12 protein-coding genes are annotated in these 16,231 nt (G+C 65.3%); 3 read left to right on the top strand and 9 right to left on the bottom strand.

All coding sequences use genetic code 11. The annotated features are described in order from the left end of the window. Positions 1-5: 5 nt before the first annotated feature. A complete protein-coding gene (locus ACODTA_RS24115) occupies positions 6-2,699 on the bottom strand; it encodes a TonB-dependent receptor (protein WP_489069427.1) in 2,694 nt (897 codons plus the stop codon). A 376-nt stretch (positions 2,700-3,075) separates the two neighbouring features. After that, positions 3,076-3,666, bottom strand: a complete 591-nt coding sequence (locus ACODTA_RS24120; protein WP_489069429.1) for a TetR/AcrR family transcriptional regulator — start codon at positions 3,664-3,666, stop codon at positions 3,076-3,078. A gap of 66 nt (positions 3,667-3,732) precedes the next feature. Here ACODTA_RS24120 and ACODTA_RS24125 point away from each other — a divergent pair, with 66 nt between their 5' ends. From ACODTA_RS24125 to ACODTA_RS24135, 3 genes are all read left to right on the top strand, one after another. Beyond that, on the top strand, positions 3,733-4,992 hold the full coding sequence (locus ACODTA_RS24125) for a cytochrome P450 (protein WP_489069431.1): 1,260 nt from the start codon (positions 3,733-3,735) through the stop codon (positions 4,990-4,992). 63 nt (positions 4,993-5,055) lie between these two features. Further along, on the top strand, positions 5,056-7,419 hold the full coding sequence (locus ACODTA_RS24130) for a membrane-bound PQQ-dependent dehydrogenase, glucose/quinate/shikimate family (RefSeq protein WP_489069433.1): 2,364 nt from the start codon (positions 5,056-5,058) through the stop codon (positions 7,417-7,419). After that, positions 7,416-8,639, top strand: coding sequence for an aminotransferase-like domain-containing protein (locus ACODTA_RS24135; protein ID WP_489069435.1), 1,224 nt, complete (start codon positions 7,416-7,418; stop codon positions 8,637-8,639). The genes ACODTA_RS24130 and ACODTA_RS24135 overlap by 4 nt, the downstream gene beginning before the upstream one ends. Before the next feature lie 5 nt (positions 8,640-8,644). On the opposite strand, the gene ACODTA_RS24140 is transcribed toward ACODTA_RS24135, so the two are convergent. The 7 genes from ACODTA_RS24140 to ACODTA_RS24170 all read right to left on the bottom strand — a co-directional run bounded on the left by ACODTA_RS24140 (position 8,645) and on the right by ACODTA_RS24170 (position 16,231). After that, the gene (locus ACODTA_RS24140) at positions 8,645-9,001 is read right to left on the bottom strand and encodes a RidA family protein (protein WP_489069437.1); all 357 of its coding nucleotides are present in this window, start codon (positions 8,999-9,001) and stop codon (positions 8,645-8,647) included. A gap of 15 nt (positions 9,002-9,016) precedes the next feature. Further along, on the bottom strand, positions 9,017-11,419 hold the full coding sequence (locus ACODTA_RS24145; protein WP_489069439.1) for a TonB-dependent receptor: 2,403 nt from the start codon (positions 11,417-11,419) through the stop codon (positions 9,017-9,019). A 58-nt stretch (positions 11,420-11,477) separates the two neighbouring features. After that, positions 11,478-12,239: an SDR family NAD(P)-dependent oxidoreductase gene (locus ACODTA_RS24150; RefSeq protein WP_489069441.1), complete on the bottom strand. Its 762-nt coding sequence runs from the start codon at positions 12,237-12,239 to the stop codon at positions 11,478-11,480. After that, positions 12,236-12,817, bottom strand: coding sequence for a nuclear transport factor 2 family protein (locus ACODTA_RS24155; RefSeq protein WP_489069443.1), 582 nt, complete (start codon positions 12,815-12,817; stop codon positions 12,236-12,238). The genes ACODTA_RS24150 and ACODTA_RS24155 overlap by 4 nt, the downstream gene beginning before the upstream one ends. 22 nt (positions 12,818-12,839) lie before the next feature. Further along, positions 12,840-13,583 (bottom strand): SDR family NAD(P)-dependent oxidoreductase, encoded by a 744-nt coding sequence (locus ACODTA_RS24160; RefSeq protein WP_489069445.1) that lies wholly within the window; start codon positions 13,581-13,583, stop codon positions 12,840-12,842. Between the two features lie 148 nt (positions 13,584-13,731). Then, positions 13,732-14,931, bottom strand: coding sequence for an MFS transporter (locus ACODTA_RS24165; protein WP_489069447.1), 1,200 nt, complete (start codon positions 14,929-14,931; stop codon positions 13,732-13,734). Between the two features lie 67 nt (positions 14,932-14,998). Further along, positions 14,999-16,231 carry an acyl-CoA dehydrogenase family protein gene (locus ACODTA_RS24170; protein WP_489069449.1) on the bottom strand — a complete coding sequence of 411 codons (1,233 nt, stop codon included), beginning with the start codon at positions 16,229-16,231 and terminating at the stop codon, positions 14,999-15,001.

Below are 16,231 nucleotides of genomic sequence, written 5' to 3' on the forward strand. Positions count from 1 at the left end.
GCTCGTCAGAAGTTGGCGCGCACACCGAGCGTGAAACGGCGCCCGCTCAACTCGTAGAGACGCGTGATACCGTAGCGATTGGTTTGCCGCAGCGCTGACTCGGTGACGTTGATCACCCAGGCGTTGAGGCTGATGTTCGGCGTGATCCGGTAGTTGGCCGCAAGGTCGAGCTGGCCATAGCCTTCGGTGAAGATGCCGTCCCCGAAGAAGCTCAGCGGGTCCTGCACCCAGCGGCTGCGGTAATTATAGCCGGCATGCACGCTGAAGGTGCCGTCGTCATAATAGGCGCCCAGATTATAGGTATCGCTGGAAATGCCGGTGAGCGGCACGGCGGGCGAACCCTGATTGAGCACCACCGAGCCGTACCAGATATGCGTCCAGTTCGCCCGGATCCCGGTCTTGCTGAGGAAGCCCGGCAGGAAGGTCAGCGCATGCTGATAGCCGATTTCGAGCCCCTTGATCGTGGTCGTCTCGGCGTTCACCGGCTGCGCGACCGAGAGCGTGATGTCGCGGATCTCGCCGCTCGGATGCATCGCGACGGTCGCGTTCTGGTCGCTATAGTTGGTGAGCACCAGGTTCTTCACTTCCTTGAGGAAGACCGCGGCGCCAAGCATGTTCTGGTTACCGAAATACCATTCGAACGAGAGATCGAGCTGATCGGAAAGATAGGGCTTCAGGTTTGGATTGCCGCGGGTCAGCGTGCCGCGCCAGATCGTTCCGGCAGGCGGCGGACCGGAAGAAGCATTGGGGCTGCTCGCCTGACCGAGCAGGTTCATGTCCGGCCGCTGCATCACACGCGCCGCCGCGAAGCGGACGAGCAGGTCGTTGCCGATCTGGTAGCGCGCGTTCAACGAGGGCAGGACATAGGTATAGTCATGCTTCTGCGAGAGCACGTCCGCCGCGCTGTAGCTCAGCGAGTTCGGACCACCAAACAGACCATAGACCAGCGTCGCGCCGGGAGCCGGAATATAGCCCGACGAGGCCTGTTCGGTCCGCACGGCACGTACACCGAGATTGGCCTTGAACAGATCGTTGCCGCTGGCGAAATCGAAACGGACATAGCCGGACTGCGACTTTTCGGTGATGCTCGTGGTCCGCGTCAGCGCCTGTTGCGGCGGGTTGAGCGCCACGAGCGTGTCGAGCGGATAGTCGGCGAACAGCTTGTCGAGATCGACCGTCAGGAAGGAGCGCGGAAACTGCGCCGGTCCGTCATAGCTCGCGAAATAATTCGGGTTGCGGTTGACGGTCAGATACGGGGTCATGTCCGCCGGAAGGCCGACAGCCGAGTTGGTCATGTTGTTGGGCGTGGTCGCGAGCGTCCGCTCCTGAATGTTCACGCCAAACTTGACCGCACGCAGCCAGCCGCGCCCGAAATTGTGGGCGACGTCGATCTTGCCGTTCCAGATCTCGTCGGTGGTCGGTTCCTTGTAAGGCCCCTGGACGCCGAAGAAATAGTAGCTCGACGGATCGAGCGGATTGAAGCCGTTGTAGAAACCAAAGCTGAGCGGGCCGCCCGGATCGACATTGGCGTCATAATAGAGGCTCGCGCCGGGTGAACGCGTGGCCCAGGACACAAAGGTCTGCGTCGCCTCCTCCTTGGCGCGGCCATAAGAGGCTTCGCCGGAGATCGCCCAGTCGCCGAGCGTGAGCTTGGTCGACAGCGCGGTCGAGTGGGTTTCCTGCAGGAACGAATAGCGGTTCGCCTGGACCCAGGCGAAGACGTTGGTGCCGCGCCAGGCGGTCTGCACGCCATTCTCGTCAACCGTTGACGTGCTGGTCGGCGACGGGCCGAGAGCGCCGGCGCCAGTGTACCAGTTGTTGCCCTGGCTCATGTCGTATTTCTGCGAGAGCCGGGAATAGATCGTGTCGAGCTTGATCTCGAAATTGTCGGTTGGCCTGAACTGGATCGCGCCGGTCGCGCTGCGGCGGCGATTGCTGCCGACCAGGTCGTTCTGATGGATGCCGAACACCCGATATTGCGTGCCGGGACCAGCATAAGTGCCATCCGGCACGACGCCGTCGGTGCTGAAGTTCTGGCTGTTGAACGCGCGATCATTCCAGTCGAGCGCAACGCTGATGCCCAGCTTCCCGTCCAGGAAGGTATCGCTGTAGAGTGCCGCGATGTGGGGATCGACGCCGCCATCGAGCTGCTGGTCATAATTGCCCTCTGCGCTGACCACGATCTTGCGGCTGCCGACGGAGAGCGGATCGATCGATTGCATGTTGACGGTCGCCGCCAGGCCGCTCTCGATCAGGTCGGCGCTCGGCGACTTGTAGACGTCGACACGGCTCGCGAAGTTCGAGGTGAGCACCTGGAAATCGAACGCGCGGGTTCCCGAAGCGCTCGGCATCTGCCGGCCGTTGTAGAGCGTATTGGTGAATTTCGGATCGAGGCCGCGGACGCTCAGGAACTGACCCTCACCCAGGGTGCGGGTGATCTGGACCCCGGTCACGCGCTGAAGCGATTCGGCGATGTTCTGCTCGGGATATTTGCCGATGTCCTCCGCGGCGATGCCGTCGCTCACCACATCCGCCGAACGCTTGTTGGCGAGCGCCCGTGCGATGGATGCGGCGTAGCCGGTGACGACCACCTCCGGTTCCTCCTCGCCGACTTCCGCGCTCGTATCGGCCTGCGCGGATGCCATCGGCGCCCAAAGGGCGGCGACGGCGATCGCCGACCAGCCTGCCGTTCCAACCATGGCAGCACGCAACTGAGACAGAACCCCGTGATTACCCATCATCCCCTCCAGCGGTTCGTTGACCGTGAAGCGCATGTGCCATCAGTGATACGCTGTGTCAATTATGAAACGAGAGCTGGATATGCTCCCTCGCACTCTCAGGCAAAAAAAGGCGACAACGGGCAGGCAGGGATCACTCAAATTCCGGGCGGAAGGGTGCAACCCATTGCATCGACAACGGTCGAGCAAACTCGCCCGGGACGGTCATCTCGACGAGAGACATGAAGATGAACGGCAAGATGATCGTGAGCGGGAAATGCTTGAAAGTTACGTCACGGAACCCGCTGCGAAGCTGCCTCGCCGCGCCGCGCCCTTGTCAGACCTGTGATGGCTCAGGCTAGGCTGACAGCACTGCCCGAATGATCTCACGAAATCGGCTCTGCTCGTCAGCCTCCGGCTTTCTGCGAGCAAGAACCCCCAGAAGCGTCAGGGCGGCTTCGATCTGAAGCCCGGCATGCTCCGGCGCCAATGTCGGCCGCGCCTTGCGAAGCTGGGCAGCCCAGCGCAGCACCAATCCGCTTCGGATAGCCTCAAGCCGGGCCTGATCCGATTCGTCCATTTCGCGGACCGTGCTTTGCAGCAGGCCGATCACCGTCCCCTCCCGCAAGGCATGATCGGTCATCAGATCGACCATGGCCGCCACGGCGTCTTCGTCGCCGATCGACGCCATCGCGGTTTCCAGCGCGTTCGTCGCCTCAGCGGCCGCCACCTCCAGCAAGGCGACGAGCAATTCGGTCTTGCGCTTGAAATATCGATAGATAGCCGGACCGCTGATGCCAGACGCCATCGCGATCGCATCGATGCTCGCGGCGGCATAGCCGCGTTCCTGGAACATCTGCGCCGCCGCCGACAGGATCCGCGCACGCCGCGCCTCCGCGCTCATCCGGGTCCGCCGGACCTTCTCGCCTGTCTCCGCTTCAGTGCTCACCGATGCCCCCTAGCATCGCGTCGCCCGCAATGCTAGTGAACGATCGTTAACTTAGGAGACATGACCATGACAGGCCCCGTTGTCCGCCCACTCGCCGACCATGCGTGTTTCGATCCGGACCGCTTCGCCAGCCATGGCTATCCGCATGATATCTGGACGAAAATGCGCGCTGATCGACCGGTGGCCTGGCATGACGATGGCGTCCGCGAACCGTTCTGGGCGATCACCCGCTATGCCGACATCACGGCGATCGGGAAGGACAGCGACAATTTCATCAGCAGCCCTGGCGTCACCATCTTGCGCAAGGATCAGATGGTGGCGGACAATCGGCCACGCGTGCCGCTGATGCTCACCATGGACCCACCCGAGCATCACAAGAACCGGATGATCCTGCGCGAGCGCTTCAAGCCCAGCGTGATGCGCGCGCTTGAGGAACATATCATCGCGCGCTGCCGCGAGATCGCCGACGATGTCGCCGCAGCACGGATCGCGGCGGCGCAGGGCGAGGATGTGATCGATTTCGTCGACGCGATCGCGATGCGCCTGCCGCTCGACGTCATCCTCGAACTCCTGGGGGTGCCCACCGACGATCGCGACCAGATGTATCTCTGGAGCAATGCCGTGATCGGCAGCGAGGATCCCGAATATGGCAGCGTCGATCTGCCACGGGACGCGATCGTCGCCGCGCAACAGGCGATGTTCGGCTATTTCGCGCGCTTCATCGCCGAGCGCCGGGCGGCGCCGCGCGACGATCTGGTGAGCCTGCTCGTCGAGGCGCGGATCGACGGCACGCCGCTCAACGACATGGAGATACTGGGCTTCTGCTTCCTGCTCGCCATCGCCGGCAACGAAACGACGCGCAACGCAACGAGCGGGGCGATGCTGGCTCTGATCGAACATCCCGACGCGCGCCGCGCGCTGACCGCCGATCTCTCGGTGATGACGCCAGCCGTCGAGGAATTGCTCCGCTGGGTGACGCCGATCGTCTATATGGCGCGCACCGCGACGCGCGACATCGATATCGGCGGGCAGACCGTGCTGGCCGGCGAGAAGGTCGTCCTCTTCTATCCCTCGGCCAATCGCGACGGGAGCGTGTTCGAGGCCCCCTTCTCGCTCGACTTCTCCAGGCGCCCGAACCGCCATCTGACCTTCGGCTTCGGGCGACACAGTTGCCTTGGCAACGATCTCGCGCGCATCGAATTGCGCGCGGTGCTGAACGAGATCCTCACCCGCTTCCCGAAGCTCGAACTCGCCGGGCCCGTCAGCCGTCTCCGCTCCAACTTCGTCGGCGGGATCAAGCATATGCCGATCCGACTGGAACCATAGGCCCAGGGCTCGACAAGCCACCCATCCTTCTATTACATAAAAGATAACAATGATGGAGGGGATGTGAGGTGGATCGGCGCGCTTCTGCTCTGCGTGCTGGCGGGGCTGCTGCTCGCGGGGATCGGAACGGCAATGGGCTGGTGGGGCGTACGCCTCGCCATGCTCGGCGGCTCGCTCTATTATGCCCCTGCCGGGCTGGCGCTGGCCATTGCCGGCGTCGCGATCCTGCTGCGGCGGCGCTGGGGCTATTGGCTCTATCTGGCGACGGTGCTCGCGACATCGGGCTGGGCGCTGTGGGAAATCGGCCTGGATCGATGGGGGCTGATGGCGCGGCTGCTCGCGCCCGTGCTGCTGCTGCTTGTGCTGACGCTGCTCGCGCCGCTGCTCATTCCCGCCAGCTTCGAACGGAACCGGATCGGCACGCGAACGCTGCTGGGATTCGCGCTGGCCCAGCTCGTCCTATTGTCCGCCGCCTGGGTCGTCGTGCGGGACGTGCCGCCATCGGCGACCGGCGATGCGACCGCCGTCACGGCCGTCGCCCAGGGCGTCTGGCCCAATTATGGCGGCGACTGGAGGGGCGATCATTTCAGCCCGCTCGACCAGATCACGCCCGCCAATGCGGCGCGGCTCGAACCCGCCTGGACGTTCCGGACCGGCGGCCTCGACGATCTCGGCGCCAACAGCCGCTTCACCGCGACGCCGCTCGCGATCGACGACACGCTGTACCTTTGCGACCCCCGCAACGTGATCATCGCGCTCGATGCGACCACGGGCCGCCAGCGCTGGCGGCACGACCCCAAGGTGGTCTCCTCCAAGGCCTTTTCGGTGGTGTGTCGCGGCGTCTCCCATCATCGTTCGGCGGATGCGGGGCCTTGCGGCGCGCGCATTCTCGAAGCCACGCTCGACGCGCGCCTGATCGCGGTCGACGCGCACGACGGAAAACCCTGTGGCGATTTCGGCCGGGCGGGCGCGGTCGATCTGCGCCAGGGCGTGCAGGCGCGCTTCGACGGCTATTATTACGTCACCTCGCCGCCAACCATCATCGGCGATCTCGCGGTGCTGGGCGGCTATGTGATCGACAATCAGCGCGTCGATGCGCCGCACAGCGTGATCCGGGCCTATGACGTGCGGAGTGGCGCGCTCCGCTGGGTCTGGGACGCCGGCGCGCCGCCCGGAAAAAAGCCGTCGGGCACCGGAGAGATGTTCTCCGCCGGCAATCCCAACGCATGGACCGCCTTCAGCGCCGATCCCGCGCTCGGGCTCGTCTATGTCCCGACCGGCAACAGTTCGCCCGATTTCTTCGGCGGCCTGCGAACCCCGGCAGCGGAGCGCTACGGCACCTCGATCGTCGCGCTCGACGCCGCGACGGGCGCGCCGCGATGGTCGTTCCAGACCGTCCATCACGACTTGTGGGACTATGACATGCCGGCGCAGCCGGCGCTGGTCGATCTCGGCGATGTGCCCGCGCTGATCGCCACCGGCAAGACCGGCGAGATCTTCCTGCTCGACCGGCGCGACGGGCGCCCGCTTGCGCCGGTCGAGGAACGGCCAGTCCCCCGCTCGACCGTGGCGGGCGAACGCAGCGCCCCCACCCAACCCTATTCGATCGGCATGCCGTCCTTCGCGCCACCTCGGCTGGAGGAACGCGCGCTGTGGGGCGCGACGCCGCTCGACATGCTGCTGTGCCGCCTGCGCTTCCGCGAACTCCATTATGAAGGCGCCTATACGCCGCCATCGACCCAGCCCTGGCTGATGACGCCCGGAACATTCGGCGCGATCAACTGGGGCGGTGTCGCCATCGATCGCAAGCGCGGGCTGATGATCGTCAACAGCGCGTCCATGCCGTTCACCGGTGCGCTGGTTCCGCGCGCCGAGGCCGACGCGCAGGGCGCCGCGCCCTTCAATCCAGATTCCGGGCGACCGATGCGCCCGGCCAAGGGGCAACCAATGCCCCCCATGGCGATGCAGGGCACGCCGTTCGGCCTGCGCCTGATGCCGTTCCTGTCGCCGATCGGCTTTCCGTGCGCCGCACCGCCCTGGGGCGAGATCGCCGCGATCGACCTGAAGAGCCGCACGCTGGCCTGGCGCCGTCCGTTCGGAACCACGCGGGGCCTCGCCCCCTTCGGGCTCGCGCTGCCGACGGGCATCTTCAATCTTGGCGGCGCCGTGACCACGGCCGGGGGCGTCACCTTCATCGGCGCGGCGACCGACGGATATCTGCGCGCGATCGAGACCGCCACCGGCACCGAGCTTTGGCGCGCGCCGCTGCCGGCGGGCGGACAGGCCACCCCGATCAGCTATTCGGCGCGCGACGGCCGCCAGATGATCGCGATCGTCGCCGGCGGACACGGATCGCTCAGAACCCCGCGCGGCGACCATGTCGTCGCCTATTCGCTTCCCCGATCGCAGATGAGGACGACGCCATGACCGACTGGAACAGCCTGTACGCCTCGCGCATGGATGGCGTCGTTGCATCCGATATTCGCGAGCGCATGAAGCTGCTCGCGGCGCGCGAGATCATCCATCTCGGCGGTGGCCTGCCCGATCCCGACATCTTCCCCTATGACGCGCTCGCCGCCGCATCGCGGACGATCTGGGCCGATCGGGCGCTGGCGCGCACCGCGCTGCAATATGCGCCGAGCGAAGGCCATGGTCCGCTGCGCACCTGGATCGCGGATCATCTGACGCGCACCGGATCGCCCTGCGGCGCGGACAATATCCTGATCACCAACGGATCGCAGCAGGGGCTGGATTTCATCGCCAAGCTGCTGCTCTCGCCGGGCGATACCGCGATGGTCGAGATTCCCAGCTTCATCGGTGCATTGCGTGCATTCGACGCCTATCAGCCGCGCTACCTGGGCCTGCCCGAGGACGCCGAGGACTGGCAGGCGACCGGGCTTTCCGGCGCCAAATTCTGCTATGTCGGCCCCGATTTCCGCAACCCGACCGGCACGACGATGACGCTCGGCGAGCGCCATGCGCTTCTCGACCTCGCGGGCGAAACCGGAATGGCATTGGTGGAGGACGGTTGCTACGAACAATTGCGCTATGATGGCGAGCCGATCCCGTCGCTCCTGTCGCTCGCCATCCGCCGCCATGGCGATATCGACCAGATACCGGTCCTCCAGACAGGAACCTTTTCCAAGACGATCGCGCCGTCGCTGCGCGTGGGCTGGATCGCCGGCCCCGCCGAGGCGATCCGCAAGCTGGTGCTGATCAAGCAGGCCAGCGATCTCGCGACGAGCGCACTCAACCAGATGCTGCTGCTGGAGGTGGTGAAGAGCCATCTCGACGCGGCGATCGCGCAGGCCTGCACCGTTTATCGCGAACGACGCGATTCGATGTTGGCGGCACTTGCCGCCAACATGCCCGGGGGCGTTCGCTGGACCGTGCCCGAGGGTGGCCTCTATATCTGGGTCGAACTGCCGGACGGCATGGACGCCACCATATTCGCGCAACGCGCACTGGCCGAGCATTCGGTGTCGATCATCTCCGGCGCCGCCTTTTATCCGACGGGCGCGAGCAACGTCGCCGTCAGGCGCAACACCCTCCGCCTCAGCTTTTCGATGATCGGCGCCGACCCGGCGCGGACAGGCGTGGAAAGGCTGGGCAGGCTGGCGCAGGAAATGGCGCTGGCGCCGGCCTGATCGGTTCAATCGACGGCGGCGGTCACCGCGATTTCCAGTGCATAGAGCGGAGACGCGAGCCCGACCTGCAACGTGGTGCGCGTCGGCGCGCAGCCTGGCACTATCCACTGGTCCCAGGCCGCATTGAGTTCGGGCAGGATCGCCATGTCGGGCAAGTACAGCATGGCGGTGAGCAGGCGCGAGCGATCGCTTCCGGCCTCGATCAGCAACGCGTCGATCCGTTCGAGAACCTCGCGCACCTGATCGGCCGGGGCACCACCGCGATGTTCGATCGCGACCTGGCCGGAGAGGTAAGCGACGCCGCCATGCACGACGGCGCCGCTCATCCGGGGATTGGCCGCCAGACGTTTGATTTCAGCCATTCCCCAATTTCTCCTTCAAAATGAATAGCGCAGCGACGCGCCGTACATGCGCGGTTCGTTGTAGATGCGCTGGTTGATGCCAAGGCTGGAATTGATCAGCGACGCACCGCCGATCTTGTATTTCGCATTGGCAAGGTTGGTGACGTAAAATGCCAGATCGAACCGGCTGCCGGCCACCTTGCTCCAGTCGATGTGCAGGTCGATCGTGTCGGTCGGCGCCTGGCGGCTTTCCCCGTCATAGACATTGGCGCCGCTCGGCAGGGTGATGAAGGGGACCAGCCCCAGGATCACCGAACTCTTGTGCGCCCAGTTGGCCGACAGCTCGACCTCGCCGATCGCATCGGGCAGCGGCAGCGTGTAGCGCGCATTGACGTTCAGCTTGTGCCTGGGCGTGAACGGGAAGATGCGGCCTCCCTGCTCCGTCGGCGCATTAGTCACCGGATCACGACGCGAATAATCCAGGAACGCGCCGTATTTCGCCTTGGTATAGGCATAGGCGATCATCACGTTGAACGCGCTGCTCGGCGCGATCGTCACTTCGGCCTCCATGCCCTTGATCTTGGCTGACGCCGCATTGACCAGCGCGCTGACATTGGCCGTGCCGACACCGAACGTCTGGTTCAACTGCGCGTCGTCCAGCCATTGGTGATAGGCCGCCAGATTGGTGCGGACGCGCCAGTCGCCCAGCCTGAAGTCCGACTTCACGCCGAGTTCGACATCGCGGATCGTCTCGGGCTGATAGGAAAAGAGCGAGATCGCGTTGGGGATCGGCGGATTGGCGACGAGCACCGGCGCCGCCAGCGGGTTCGTGCCGCCGGCGCGATAGCTTTGCCGGTGCGCGACATAGATCATCGTGTCGGCCGAAACCTTGTAGTCCAGCCCGATGGTATAGGCGTCGCTGCTCGCCTTCGCCTCGAACGAGGCACGGCAGGGATCGGCCTGGGCGGGGTTGGCAATCACGGTTCCGGTCTGGCCGGTCACGCAGCGGCCGCTCGTCACCTGGTACAGGGTGAGTGCGCGCTTGTCCTTGGTCCAGCGATAGCCCGCCGATGCCGTGAGCCCCTCGAGCGCGCCGCCGAAGGCATAGCTCAGATTGCCGAACACCGCCCGCGACGTATCGTCGATATACTGGTTGGCGTCGGTCACCGACCCGAAGACCGAGGTCTGGTGCGAATAATTGGCGGCCGGGGTATCGAGATCGGCGGCGAAGAAGCCGACGATGTATTTCAGCCGGTCGTCGAACGCCTGACCCTGGAACTGGATCTCGTCGGAGACCTGGCGGATATTGAGCCCCCAGGGCTGATCGGCGTCGCGGGCGTTGCACGACGCGGCGGTCGCGCAAGTGTCGAAATGCAGGATGGTCAGCGCCGACCCGTCATAGTCGAAGCGGTTGAGCTGCTTGAACCGGCGATAGCCGAAGATGTTCTTGAAGTTCAGCCCGTCCGCGATCTCGATCGTGGTGATGTTCGAAATGCCGAACGACCGTTTGCGGTCGATGCCGTCGACATTGCTGTAGGTGACGCGCGGTCCCGCCGCCTGTTGCTGCGCGAGCGCGGCCTGCACCGTGCCGCCGAACAATGTCGGGATCAGCGCGGCCGGATTCACCGCCGCCAGGATGTTCGAGCTGCCATTGGTGGTCGAGCGGAAGAGATCCGCGACCAGGATGTTCGAGACGCCGTCGATCGGCTCCCACAACAGCGAGGTCCGTCCGCTGAAGAAGCTGCGATCGTCCTGATATTTGCGCGTGGTGGCGTTGTAGGTGAAACCGTCGCGTTTCACCGCCTTGGCGGCGAAACGGATGCTGAGCGTGCCGGTGATCGGGATATTCATCGCACCCTCGATCCCGCGATTGTCGTAATTCCCATATTCGACGGACAGATATCCGTTGAAATCACTGCTCGGCCGGCGCGGTTCGAACAGCACGGCGCCGCCCGTCGAATTGCGGCCGAACAATGTGCCCTGCGGTCCCTTGAGCACCTGGACGTTCTGCAGGTCGTAATAATAGCCGGGTCCGCCGCCATCGCCGATCGGCAGCGGCACCTGCGCGAAATAGGCGGGCACCGTCACCTGCTGCCCCGAGATCGAGGCGCCCGAGCCGGACTGTCCGCGAATGACGTAATTCTCCTCATCGCGGCTGCTCTGCGCCGATGTGAGCGCGGGCACGATCTTGGAGAGGTCGACCGCATTGCTGATGCGCTGCGTCTCGAGCGTTTCCCCCGAAAACGCCTGGACGGCGATCGGAATGTCCTGAAGCGCCTCCTCGCGCCGGCGCGCGGTCACGACGATGTCGGCGATCCCCGTATCGTTCGTCGCCTCGGCATCCTGGGCGGGCTGGCCGGCTTGTCCCTGGGCATAGGCGGGGTTGGCGAACACGCATGCGGCGGCGACGCCGCAAAACAGATAGTGCAGCTTCCTCATATATCCCTCTCCGTTGTCGCGCATTGTTCTTGTTGGCTGGGCCGCGCGTGGCCCTGGATCATTCGTTCAGGCGTGGTGCGATGAGCCCTCCATCGATGGGCATGGCGGCGCCCGAAATGTACGAGGCGTCGTCGGACAGCAGGAAGGCGATGGCCTTGCCGAACTCCTCCAGCCGGCCGACGCGGTCGAAATGCGAAAGCCTGTCCAGATAGGCCTGGCGATCGGGCGTACGACTGGGATGCGGCGGATTGCCGAGCACCACCGCGTTGATGTTCACGCCGTGGCGCGCGACCTCCTTGGAAACCGAACTGACCAGCGCGTGGAGCGCGAGCTTGCCCGACGCATAGGCGCTGCCCGATTCCTGCCCGAGCACCGCCGAGATCGAGCTGACGCAGACCACCTTGCCATAGCCGCGTGACACCATGCCGGGCAGCAATGCATGCAGCAGCATCGCCTGGGTGAAGAAGTTCATCTCGAAGATGGCGCGAAAATGGGCGAATTCGGATTTGGCGAATTCGGCCCATGGCGTCATCGGCGGACCGCCACCGGCATTGTTGGCGAGCAGATCGACCTTGCCGTGCGCGGCATTCGCATCGTCGACAAGGGCGCCGATGAACGCCGCGTCCATCACACTGCCCAGATGCGTCGTCACATTGACGCCATGGCCGCGAAGCGTTTCGGCGGTTTCTTCCAGCCGGCCCTCATCGACATCGTTGAGCGCAAGCGCGCAGCCGCCCCTTGCCAGCTCCGTCGCGGTCGCCGCGCCGATCCCGCGACCGGCGCCCGTGACGAGCGCCACCCGTCCAGCGAAGCGGCTCATACGGCCGCCTTCGCGCGCGGATCAGAGAACATCGGATTGGCGGCGTTGTTGGTCCAGATCTGGTGTCGGGTGAAGCGCCAGTCCCCCGTCGCGCGGCTGAAGGTGAACAGATAGGTGCCCTCGTGCAGCCCGTGCTGCCATGCACCGTCTTCCTGGCCGACCAGCGCCATCTGGTAATGGCACAGGGCCCAGGCCGACTGGTCGTCGTCCGAGATGCGGACCATCTGGGTGCCGATCAGATGCCGGATTTCCAGCCCTACGATCTTCGACAGGTCGCGCGGCGGGGCGACGACGCCTTCGCGCCGGGGAAGCGCCGGCTTGGCATGAAGGCCGATCAGATTGTCGCGACCCTTGACGGTCTCGTCCAGCGTGCCCGTCATCACCCGTTCGATATTCTCGTCGTACAGGCGCTCCAGCACGTCCCAGCCACGACTGTCACATGCGAACGCATATTCGTGGATCATCTCCTGGATGCGCGTCTTGTCCGACAGGAACTGGAGCTTTTCGTCGATGGTCGTGCGCGTGCGCTCGATCGCCGGGGTCAGTTCGCGCCAGCGGCTATAGGCGTCGTAAAGCACTCGTCTCTCCTCATGATCGGGGTCAGATGGGTCCGGCGCGGCCTCCCGCGACGTTGATCAGTTCGCCGTTGATGAAACCGGCATCCTCGCTGCACAGGAATGCGGCGGTCGCCGCGATCTCCTCCGGCTTGCCCAGCCGGCCGACGAGCGACAATTTGGACATGAAGGCGATTTCCGGTTCGGAACGGTTGCGCTTCATCAAGGGCGTCAGGATGGGTCCGGGCGCGATGCAGTTCGCGCGGATGCCCTCGGGCGCATGGTCGATCGCGAGCGAACGGGTCAGCGCGATCACGCCGCCCTTCGCCGCGACATAGGCCGGATTGCGCCCCATGCCCGTCACGCCCGCGCCCGATGCGATGTTGACGATCGAACCACCGCCCGCCGCCGCGATGGCGGGGATGGCGGCGCGGCACATCAGGAAGGTGGAGCCGAGGTTGAGGCGGACCCAGAAGTCCCATTCCTCCTCGTCGAAATCGACGACGGTCTTGCCGGGCCGGCTGCCGCCGACGACGTTGATCAGCAGATTCAGCGCACCAAACCGGTCCTGCGCCAGCGCGACCGCACGCGCGGCATCCGCGGCGCTGGTCGCATCCGATACCAGCGTGTCGATCTGTCCGGCGGCTTCGTGCGCGGTTTCCCGGAGCCCCGCTTCGTCGAGGTCGGTGGCGATCACCCGCGCGCCACGTTCAGCGAAGAGCCTTGCCGTGGCCTGGCCGATCCCCGCACCGGCGCCGGTGACCAGCGCGACCTTGCCGGATAGCTGCATGCGATCTCCCTCCTCGGGAGCGCGACGCCGGGCGCACGAAAGCGACGTGGCACACGTGCCGCGCGGCTTGTTGCAGACCGGGAATCTTGCCCCTCATCCCTCGCGACTCTGCGGCCGCCAATCCTATCTATCTATTATATGATAGATATCAAAAGGCAATCACCTTTTGACGCCGCACCCACATCACACCCGCCGCGACGATGAGCGCGGCGGCGGCGACCAGAAAGGCGTTGTGGATGCCGACCACGGCGCGCAGCGGGGTCATCAGCAGCGGGTTCACGAAGTCCGCGATGTAGAGCACCGTGAATTCGAAACCGACGGCGCGCGCGCGCAGATTGGCGGGCACGCGGTTGAGCAGGATGCCGCTGATATGCGGCGGAATCATGCCGCCGCCGCCACCCGACAACGCCGCACCGACCGCAAGCATCCAGATCTCCCTGGAAAAGCCGATGATCGCGAGGCCCGTCGCCATCATGACCGTCAACAGGATCTGCGTCCCGCGCTCGCCAAGCCATGCATAGAAGCGGCCGTAACAGCCGCCGAAGATGCCGCCGGCCAGAACGCCCGTCGCGATCACGACCGAGCGGACGAGCGGACTGTCCACACCGTCCTCGGCGAGCAGGAACGACAACTGGATCGAGGTCATGAAATAGCCGACGAACAGGAACATCGCGAGCGCGTAGATCGGCCATAGCGCGACCAGCGGCTTGAGCGACGGGCGCGCCTCCTGCCGCACCGTGCGGCCCACTCCGCGTGGCAGGCCGCCGACGACGAGAAGCAGGATCACGAAGGCGAAGAGATAGAGGAGGAAGGGTGCGCGCCAACCGCCGGCCTCCGCCAGCAGCCCCGAAAGAAGCAGGCCGCTGACCGCGAAAACGCCAGCCACTGCGCTTTGATATCCCAGCAATCTGGCGCGGGCGACGCCCTCGAACCAGGATCCGACGATCACGCCGATGGCGGTGCCGACCTGCGCCACGAAAAAGCCGAGCATGAAGCGCGACGCGAGCAGAATGCCCAGGCTCTCGATGAAATAGCCGCTGACGCCGAGCAGCCCATATCCGAGCAACGTCCCGATCAGGACCGGCCGGGGGCCCCAGCGCTCGACCGAGAAGCCGCCGGCGATCCCGCCGAAGATGACGCCGATCGCGGGCATTGTGAGGATCATCTGGGCTGCGAAGGCGCCGCCCGTACGGCCGCCGAAATGCTCCGCCATCGACGGAAGCACCGGCCCCAGCGCGGCGAACATCAGCGCCATCAGCGGCGCCCCGCCCACCAGCACCGCGCGCGACGCGCCGCCGCGCCATCCGGAAGGAATGCCGACAAAGGCAGGCTGCATGCGCGCGTCCATATTTCTCCCCTCTTTCTTATATATCTTTGATATTATCTCTCTGGGTTTGAGATGAAAGCGCAAAAGCTCAGGCGGCGCGGGCGCGGCGATATTCGAGCCGGGCGATGGCGCGATTGTGGACTTCGTCCGGGCCATCGGCGAGGCGGAGCGTCCGCGCCAGCGCATAGGCAGCGGCCAGCGGGAAATCGTCGCACACGCCCGCCCCGCCATGCGCCTGGATCGCATCGTCGATCACTTTCAGCGCCAGTCGAGGCCCGGCGACCTTGATCATCGCGATTTCGAGCTGGGCCACCTTGTTGCCCACCTTGTCCATCATGTCCGCCGCCTTCAGGCAGAGCAGGCGCGTCATCTCGATCTCGGTACGGGCCTCGGCGACGCGCTGTTCCCAGATCGAGTGATCCGCGATCCGCTTGCCGAACGCCTCACGGGCCAGCAGCCGGGCGACCATCCCGTCGAGCGCCATCTCCGCCAGCCCGATCGCACGCATGCAATGATGGATACGGCCCGGCCCCAGGCGCCCCTGCGCGACCTCGAAGCCGCACCCTTCGCCCAGCACGATGTTTTCGGCGGACACGCGGACATTGTCGAACGCGACTTCGCAATGGCCATGCGGCGCATCATCGAACCCGAACACGGGCAGTGCACGACCGATGGTGACGCCGGGCGTGTCCACCGGCACCAGGATCTGGCTGTGCCGCGCGTGGCGTTCGGCATCGGGATCGCTCAACCCGAGCACGATCATCAGCGCGCAGCGCGGATCGCCGGCGCCGGAAATCCACCATTTGCGGCCGTTGATCACATAGTCACCGCCCTGCCGCTCGATCCGCGTCGCGATGTTGGTCGCATCGGAACTGGCGACCGCCGGCTCGGTCATCGCGAAGGCGGAGCGGATGCGGCCGGCCATCAGCGGGCGGAGCCAGCGCGCCTTCTGCGCGGCGGTGCCGTAGCGATGGAGAACCTCCATATTGCCGGTGTCCGGCGCGGAGCAGTTGAACACTTCCGACGCCCAGGGAATCCGGCCCATTTCCTCCGCGCAGGGTGCATATTCCAGGTTGGTCAATCCCGCGCCGCGATAGTCGCCCGCGTCATGCTCCGCCGACGGAGGCAGGAACAGGTTCCACAAGCCATCCGCCTGCGCGCGCGCCTTGAGATCCTCGATCACCGGCAGAACGCGCCAGCGCGTCGGCCCCTCGGCCAGTTCGGCGTGATAACGCGCCTGCGCGGGCACGACATGCATCGCCATGAATGCGCGGACACGATCGCGCCAATAGACCTGGCGCTCGGAATAGGTGAAATCCAT

Source organism: Sphingomonas sp. FG14 (assembly GCF_057809675.1).